Below are 8,478 nucleotides of genomic sequence, written 5' to 3'. Positions count from 1 at the left end.
TGGCAGCCGCCGAACGCAACAGGCGTGCCATCAACCCGCAAGCGGCGCTGGCTGGTCTTTGATCAGATTGGCGGGGTCCGGGGCGGAGCCCCGCGTCCTAAACGGGACTCGCTCAACGCAAGGTGACCACCCACAAAGCCGCGGATCGCACGGAACGTGACCCGCCCAACGCAAGCCAACCACCCGCAAACTCGCGTCACGCCCAAACAGGCGCCCCTCAAGCAGACTCGCGCCGAACCAAAACCGTAGGCAACATCTGCTTCTTCGACTTGACCGTCTCATCCCGAAGCAGCTTCATCAAATGCTCGACCATGTGCTTGACCTGCTCATCAGAATCCTGCCGCACAGAGGTAAGCGGCGGAGAAGTGTGCTCAGCAATAGCAACATGGTCATCGAACCCGACCACAGCAACATCCTCAGGCACACGCTTCCCAGCCTCGTGCAACGTCTCCAACGCCCCAGCCGCCATCAGGTCGGAAGCCACGAACACAGCATCCACCGAAGGCACCTTGGCCAGCAGCGCCGACATGGCCTTCCGCCCACCCTCACGGGTGAACCCACCATCCTCGGTGAGCTTCGCAGCACCCTTGTCATCCAACGACAAGGCCGACTTGAACCCGTTCAACCGATCAATGGCGGACAACTCGTCCAACGGCCCGGAAACGTGCACGATCTTCTTACGCCCCAGCGACTTGAGATGCTCAGTAGCCAGCACAGCCCCGCCCTCGTTGTCGTTGTCGACGAGGTGCATCCCCCGCAACGACCCCCACGGCTTACCGGCGTACACCACCGGCAACGGCAGCTTCTTCACGATCGAGACGAGCTCGTCGTTGCGGTGCGGCGCGAACACCAGTGCACCGTCGACGTGCCCACCCGCGAGGAACCGGTGCGCTCGAGCCTGGTCGTCGGGCGAGTGCACCAGCATCAGCACCATCTGCACGTCGACGTCGGCGAGCGCACGGGCCCCGGCGCGGATCAGGCGGGCGAAGTGCGGGTCGTCGAAGATCTTGGGCTCGGGCTCGGAGAACACCACGGCCACGGCACCGGTTCGACGGGTCACCAACGCGCGAGCGGCGCGGTTCGGCTGGTAGCCCAGCGCCGACACAGCCGCGTTGACGGCTTCCAGTGCCTCGGGGCTGACCCGCGGCGACGCGTTCAGCACTCGTGACGCCGTGGCGCGGCTGACCCCAGCCCTCGCGGCCACGTCCTCCAACGTCGGACGCGCGTGGTTGGACACGTGCACCACCACTCCTCGATGAAAACCTTTGAGCCGCCGGTCAGCTTAGCCGCAAGCGATCTCCGAGGAGGGTTTCCGCGCTGTTCATCGTGTTTTTTCAGCCATGCCCGTCGCAATTGGCGTCTTCAGAGCGCGCCCGCGTGGGGCAATGGACACCCTGAGCAGGCCGTCCTCCCGGCGTGTCGTGGCCGGAAGACCTGCGCGAGCGGCTGTCCGCACCAGGGCGCTTTCCGACGGCAGGCACCACGCGACCAGCTCGGTGTAGCCGGCGGCGCGGGCGTCCGAGGCGAGCGCGCCGAGCAGTGCCGCGCCCACGCCTCGGCGCTGCCACGCGTCCTCCACCAGCAGCGAGATCTCGGCGCAGTCCGACGTGCCGGTGTGGATGAGCTGGCCCAGGGCCACCGCCTGGTCCGCGCACTGGGCGATGATCGTGGTTCCGCGCGGCGGGTTGAGCAGCCGGTGCAGCCAGCGGCGGGGCACGGTGCGCATGCCGGAGTGGTACCGGTTGAACAACGTCCTCATGGAACAGCGGGTGTGCAGGTCGGCGACGGCGTCCTCGTCCGCGCTGGTGCCGGGACGCAGGACCAGTGCCGCGCCGTCATCGCTGAGCATGCCGCGCACGGCGGGTGCCGGAGCGGCCAGGAGGTCGAGCAGCGCGTGCGCACGCGCCAGCTCGACCTGGGTGAACCTGGCCCAGCCGCGCCGGGCCACCATGTCTCCCAACTGGACCTGGCCGTCCGCCGCCTCGCCGTAGGTCACCGCGTCCGCGGCCAGCACCTGGCGCAACGCCTCCGCGGTCTGGTCCGGGTCGGTCAGCGCCATCCTGGCCGCCCGCAGCACCGCCGTCGGTTCGTCGACCAGGTCCTTCACGTCGGCGCCGGTGATGCCCACGCATTTGCCGCCCTCGCTGCGCACGGCGTCGACGAGGTCCGCGGGCAGCACGCCCTCTCCCGCCTTCACGACGATCTCGTCGAGCACACCGCCGGGAACGGGGATCACGTGCAGCGCGAGGACGTTGCAGTCGGCCGCGGCCAGCCGGACGGTGACGCGGGCGAGCGCGCCGGGGCTGTCGCTTATTTCGATGCGCATTCGCCAGGTCGTCGTCATGAGTCAAGAGTTCACCGAGCTTGTTGCCGCGGCGCGAACCATGAGTAAAACGATCGACATAGGGTTCGCGCATGAGGAGAACACTGGCCGTAGGCCTCACCCTGCTCACCGTCACGGCACTGGCCACGCCCACCGTCGCCGCTCCCGAAGCGGCGAGTCAGAAGGGCCCCAAGAGGGCCACCCTGACCAACTTCGCCTCACTGCCCGCCGAGACCTACCTGCCCGGCAGCGAACCGAGCGGCGCCGCGCTGGGGACGACCCCGATCAACGGGGTCACGCCGCCGTTCGCCGACCAGCCGATCCAGGGCTTCAGCGGTCTGGTCCGCAACAGCGACGGCACGTTCGACGTCATCTCCGACAACGGTTACGGCACCAAGGCCAACAGCGCGGACTGGCTCCTGCGCATCAACCGCATCGCGCCGGACTTCAAGACCGGGAAGGTCGACGTCGTCGGCGGGATCACGCTCACCGACCCGGACGGCCACATCCCGTTCGCGCTGACCAGGCCGGACCGGGTGATCACCGGTGCGGACATCGACATCGAGTCGGTGACCAGGGGCGCCGACGGCACCTACTGGATGGGTGACGAGTTCGGCCCGTACCTGCTGCACTTCGACCGCGCGGGCCGCGTGATGGCGCCACCGGTCCCGCTGCCGGGCGTGCGCGCTCCCGAGAACCCCGCCGGCAACCCGAACCTCGGTGGCAGCAAGGGCTTCGAGGGCATCACGCAGTCCCCGGACGGCAAGACGCTCAACGCGCTGCTGGAGGGCACGGTCGCCGGTGACGAGCCGGGCACCCTGCGGCTCAACGAGTTCGACATCGCGTCCAACGCGTTCACCGGCAAGAAGTGGCTCTACCAGCTGGAAGACCCCGCCTTCGCCATCGGTGACGCGATCGCGGTTGACAGCAACCGCCTGCTGATCATCGAGCGGGACGGCGGCCAGGGCGACGCCGCCAAGCACAAGAAGGTCTACCTCGCCGACAAGCGCGATCGGAACAGGGACGGCAAGCTCGACAAGACGCTCGTCGCCGACCTGCTGGACCTCGCGAACCCCAAGCACGTCGGCGGCAACGCGGACCCGTTCCGCTTCCCGTTCGTCACGATCGAGGACGTCACGATCCTCGACGACCGCACTCTCGCGATCCTCAACGACAACAACTTCCCGTCGTCGTCGGGCCGCACGCCGGGCAAGCCGGACAACAACGAGTTCATCACCATCAGGCTCGCGGACAACCTGCACGCCGACCCGAGGGTCCTGCGCAGGCGGTAAGTAAGAGAGCGCTCTCACCTGCGGCACAGAAGTATCCGCAGGTGAGAGCGCCAAGGCCCCCCTCGGCCCGTCTGGTGAGCTAAACGGTGTAGCCGTGCGCGGGAAGCCCGTTCTGCCCGATGATCCGGGACAGCGTGGCCGCGCTTTCCTTCACCGTGCGCCGCTGCGTCTCGAAGTCGACGTGCACGATCCCGAACCGCTGCGAGTACCCGGCCGCCCACTCGAAGTTGTCGAGCAGCGACCACGCCAGGTAGCCGCGGATGTCCGCGCCTTCGGAGATCGCCCGGTGCACCGCGCGCACGTGGTCCACCAGGTACTTCGTCCGCTCGACGTCGACCACACGGCCCATCGGGTCCACGACGTCGGGGAACGCGGACCCGTTCTCCGTGACCACCAGCGGCACCCCGCCGGCGTCGCGGGAGAGCCGCACGAGCAGCTCCGTGAACGCGTCGGCGTTCTGCTCCCACCCGAACCCGGTCAGCTCGCCCTGCGGAGGCTGGATGGTCACGCCCCGCAGGCCCGCGTGCGGCCCGGCGGGCACGAAGTCGGGATCCGCCGGCGCCACGCGGGTCGGGTTGTAGTAGTTGACGCCGATCCAGTCGATCGGGGTCGCGATGGTCTCCATGTCCCCGTCGCGCACCACGTTCGTCCAGTCACCCAGCCAGGTGGTGTCTTGGAGGACGTCCAAGGGGTACCCGCGGCCACAGATCGGGTCGAGCAGGATGCGGTTCTGCAGCCCGTCGACCTTCCTGACCGCCTCCGCGTCGTCGCCCCAGATCGTGCTGAAGTTCAGCACGATCGACAGCCGGTGCGACTCCGGTGCCTGCGCGCGCAACGCCTGGGTGGCGAGACCGTGCGCGAGCAGCAGGTGGTGCGCCGCCTCCAGGGACGCCACCGCGTCGGTGATGCCCGGCGCGTGGATCCCGTTGCCGTAGCCCAGGAACGCGGACACCCACGGCTCGTTCAGCGTCGTCCACGCCTGCACCCGGTCGCCCAGCCGTTCGTGCACGAGGGCGGCGTAGTCGGCGAAGCGGTAGGCCGTGTCGCGGTTGCGCCAGCCGCCGAAGTCCTCCAGGACCTGCGGCAGGTCCCAGTGATACAGCGTGACCAGCGGCTGGATGTCCTTCTCCAGCAACGAGTCCACGAGCCGGTCGTAGAACGCGAGCCCGCGCTGCTCGACCTTCCCGCTGCCGCTGGGCTGGATCCGCGGCCAGGCGACGGAGAACCGGTACGAGGCCAGTCCCAGCGACTTCATCAAGTCCACATCGGACTCGTACCGCTTGTAGTGGTCGCAGGCCGGGTCACCCGTGTCACCGGCCAGCACCTTGCCGGGCGTGGCGGCGAACGTGTCCCAGATCGAGGGGCCGCGACCGTCCACAGTGGTCGAGCCTTCGATCTGGAACGCCGCGGTCGCTGCTCCCCACAGGAAGTCCGGCGGGAAGGTCAGCACCTCCCGCCCGACCTCGACGTCCGAGTCGGTCGTCATTCAGCGCACTCCCTGCTCTGTCTCGTCCCTGCGGTGTTTCACCCTTTGAGGGCACCCTGCATGATGCCGCCGACGATCTGGCGGGACAGCAGGACGAAGATCGCGATCACCGGCAGCACCGCGAGCGAGGCGCCGGCCAGCATCAGCGAGTAGTCCGTGTAGTACCCGCTGGCCAGCGTCGACAGCGCCACCTGGACGGTCGGGCTGTCATTGGGGTCCAGCACGATCAACGGCCAGAAGAAGTCGTTCCACGCGGTCATGAACGTGAACATGCCCAGCACCGCGGCCTGGGGCCGCACGGCCGGGAAGCCCACGTGCCAGAACGTCCGCAGCACCGAGCACCCGTCGACGCGCGCCGCCTCGATCAGCTCGTACGGCACGGTCTCCTCGCACGCCTGGCGCATCCAGAACACCGCGAACGACCCGATCAGCACCGGCACGATGACCGCCTGCAATGTGCCGTACCAGTCGAGGTCGGACATCAGCATGTACAGCGGGATCACGCCGAGCTGCGTCGGGACCATCGCGGTGCCGAGCACGACCAGGAACAGCGAGTCGCGCCCCTTGAACCGCAGCCGCGAGAACGCGAAGCCCGCGAGCGTGCCCAGCACGACGTTCGAGATCGCCACGGTCGCCGCCACGATGAACGAGTTCTGCATGGCGAGCCAGAAGTCGACGGTGTCGAAGACGCGGGTGATGTTCTCGACCAGGTTCCCGCCGGGGACCAGCGGCGGCACCTTCTCGCCGAGGACCGAGTTGTCCTTCGACGCCACGATGAACGAGTAGTACAGCGGGAACACCGACGCCGCGAGCACGGCGACCAGGAACCCGTAGAGCAGAGGGCCGGCCTTGGCGTTCTTCACGTGATCACCCCTTGCCCGCGATGCGCCGCGTCAGCGAGAAGTTGATGACCGCGACCACCAGGACGACCAGGAACAGCATCCACGCGATGGTGGCCGCGTACCCGGCGTCGAACAGCCGGAAGCCCTTCTCGTACATGTAGAGCACCAGCGTCTGGAACTGCCGGTCGGAGCCGCCGGTGGAGTTGTTGGCGGCGAACCCCGGGTCGAACAGCGCGGGCTCGGCGAACAGCTGCAGACCGCCGATCGTCGAGGTGACGACGGTGAACAGGATCGTCGGCCGGATCGACGGCACGGTGATCGACCAGAACATCCTCCAGCGCGACGCACCGTCCAATGTGGCCGACTCGTACATGTCCTTCGGCACCGACTGCATGGCCGCCAGGTAGAGCAGCGCGTTGTACCCGGTCCAGCGCCACATGACCATTGTGGACACCGCGAGGTGCGAGGCCCACGTCTCCGCGCGCCAGTCGATCGGGTCGATACCCACGAACCCCAGCAGGTAGTTCACGATGCCGAAGTCGCGGCCGAAGAACTGCGCGAACACCAGCGCCACCGCGGCGACCGAGATGACGTTGGGCAGCAGCACTCCCGCGCGCCAGAACGCACTGCCGCGCAAACCCCGGTCCAGCAACGCCGCGAGGCCCAGCGCGGCCAGCAGCTGCGGCATCGTCGAGAGCACGAACAGGCTCAGCGTGTTGAACAGCGCGTTCCAGAACTTGGCGTCACCGAACAGCTCGGCGTAGTTGGCGAGACCGACGAATCCCTGGTCACCGTCGATCAGCTGCCAGTCGTGCAGCGACACCCACGCCGTGTACACCAGCGGGTAGAGCCCGAAGATCCCGAACACCACGAAGAACGGCGCGATGATCAGGTACGGCGTGTACCTGGCGTCCCAGCTGCTCAGCCTGAGGCGCTTCGGTTGCGGAGAAGAAGGAACCGAGACGGCCGGAGCCGCCTCGGTCTTCGTGCGGACCGCCGTCACTTCGCGGCGTCCGTCGCTTCCTTCAACGCCTGCGTCCACGCCTCGGCCGCGGACTGCTTGCCCTGCTCGACGCGCGTGAGCGCCGTGCCGAACACCGGGCCGACCTTCGAGTCCTTCGTGCCGCGGTAGGTCGGCTTCAGCCCCTCGGCGGACGAGGCGAAGATCTTGCCCACCGGAGCCTTGTTGAAGTACTCGTTGACGAACGACTGCACCTCGGCGTCCTGGTAGACCTTCGGCTGGCTCGGCAGGTTGCCGGTCTCCTTGAAGATCCGCTTCTGCTGCTCGGGCGACGTCAGCCACTTGGCCAGCTCGTAGGCCTCCTTGGGGTGCTTGCCCTGCTTGGGGATCGCCAGGAACGAGCCACCCCAGTTGCCGCCACCGGCGGGCGCCGTCGTCACGTCCCACTTCCCGGCCGCCGCGTCGCCGGCACCCGCCTTGATCAGCGCGAGTGACCAGGCCGGGCACGTGGTGGTGGCGAACGAACCCTGCTTGAGCGCGACGTTCCAGTCCTGGCTGAACGGCTCGAGGGCACCGGTCTGCTGCTTGGTGCCGAGCGCCGCCGCCGTGTCGAACGCCGTCTTGACCTTGTCGTTCTTCTCCGCGATGTACGAGTCGTCCTTCGCGAAGTAGCCCTCCTCGGTCTGATCGAGGATGGCCTTGTAGATGTTGCGGCCGGTGTCGACGAACTTCACGTTCGGCGTCTTGGCCGTGAACTGGTCAGCGGTCTTCGCGTAGTCCGCCCACGTCGGCCACAGCTTCGCGACCGCCTCGCGGTCCGTCGGCAGCCCCGCCGCCTCGAACAGGTCGCGGCGGTAGCAGATGCCCAGGCTGCCCATGTCCGTGCCCAGCCCCAGCACGAACTCACCGCCGTCGGTGGTGCCCTGGTTCCACTTCCAGCCGACCCACTGGTCCTTGAGGTCCTTCGCGCCGTAGTCCGCGAGGTTCACGAACTTGTCCTTGGACGCCCGGAACTGCGAGACCACGCCCTCCTCGAGGGCGACGATGTCCGCGGCACCACGCCCACCCGCGAGCTGGGTCGCGAGCTGGGTGTTGTGCTGCTCCATCTTGACCTTGCGCTGCTCGATCTTGATGTTCGAGTGCGAGGCCTGGTACTCCTCGATCAGCTTGTCGTAACCGAAGTCGGAGAACAGGCCCAGCGACAGCTCGACCTTGCCGTCGGCCCCGGAACTTCCGCCGCATCCCGCGGCCAGAACCATCACGAGAGTCGCAGCGACGCTGCCGACCAGACTTCTGCTCATCCGTCCTCCTCGACGACGCCGTGAGCGGCGCTTAACCTTGATGAGAGCGCTCTCACACTCAACCGGCGAGGCGCGGGTGTCAAGCGGTCGACATCGTTCCGTAACTTTGTCGGGGTAGGCAACAAAAACCTGGACCGGAACGGTGAGCGTCTCGGTTGGGCCGGTTGCAGGTGCCCTGGAGACGACGAAGAGGGACGACCGGGCCCTCGCTCCGGTCGTCCCTCACCCCAGGTAGAGGGGCTTGCGGGCCGAAAGTGACGCGCGCTGTCGAAC

7 protein-coding genes are annotated in these 8,478 nt (G+C 67.7%); 1 reads left to right on the top strand and 6 read right to left on the bottom strand.

Annotated features, from left to right (window positions below; translation table 11 throughout):
* Positions 1-217: 217 nt before the first annotated feature.
* Positions 218-1,243 (bottom strand): LacI family DNA-binding transcriptional regulator, encoded by a 1,026-nt coding sequence (locus ABZ345_RS41480; RefSeq protein ID WP_359860460.1) that lies wholly within the window; start codon positions 1,241-1,243, stop codon positions 218-220.
* Between the two features lie 78 nt (positions 1,244-1,321).
* A complete protein-coding gene (locus tag ABZ345_RS41475; RefSeq protein WP_359860459.1) occupies positions 1,322-2,344 on the bottom strand; it encodes a GNAT family N-acetyltransferase in 1,023 nt (340 codons plus the stop codon).
* Positions 2,345-2,415: 71 nt separating this feature from the next.
* On the opposite strand from ABZ345_RS41475, the gene ABZ345_RS41470 reads away from it, so the two are divergent.
* On the top strand, positions 2,416-3,615 hold the full coding sequence (locus ABZ345_RS41470; protein WP_359860458.1) for an esterase-like activity of phytase family protein: 1,200 nt from the start codon (positions 2,416-2,418) through the stop codon (positions 3,613-3,615).
* Positions 3,616-3,694: 79 nt separating this feature from the next.
* Here the strand turns inward: ABZ345_RS41470 and ABZ345_RS41465 are convergent, their stop codons facing one another.
* From ABZ345_RS41465 to ABZ345_RS41450, 4 genes are all read right to left on the bottom strand, one after another.
* Positions 3,695-5,101 (bottom strand): GH1 family beta-glucosidase, encoded by a 1,407-nt coding sequence (locus ABZ345_RS41465; RefSeq protein WP_359860457.1) that lies wholly within the window; start codon positions 5,099-5,101, stop codon positions 3,695-3,697.
* A 38-nt stretch (positions 5,102-5,139) separates the two neighbouring features.
* Complete coding sequence (locus tag ABZ345_RS41460; RefSeq protein ID WP_359860456.1) at positions 5,140-5,964, bottom strand: carbohydrate ABC transporter permease; 825 nt, start codon at positions 5,962-5,964, stop codon at positions 5,140-5,142.
* Between the two features lie 4 nt (positions 5,965-5,968).
* A complete protein-coding gene (locus ABZ345_RS41455; protein ID WP_359860463.1) occupies positions 5,969-6,868 on the bottom strand; it encodes a sugar ABC transporter permease in 900 nt (299 codons plus the stop codon).
* A gap of 74 nt (positions 6,869-6,942) precedes the next feature.
* Complete coding sequence (locus ABZ345_RS41450) at positions 6,943-8,205, bottom strand: extracellular solute-binding protein (RefSeq protein ID WP_359860455.1); 1,263 nt, start codon at positions 8,203-8,205, stop codon at positions 6,943-6,945.
* Positions 8,206-8,478: the final 273 nt, after the last annotated feature.

This window comes from Lentzea sp. NPDC005914, assembly GCF_040629405.1.
GTDB lineage: Bacteria > Actinomycetota > Actinomycetes > Mycobacteriales > Pseudonocardiaceae > Lentzea.
Note: the sequence above shows the minus strand (reverse complement) of the source record. Positions and strands in the feature narration are given on the sequence as shown.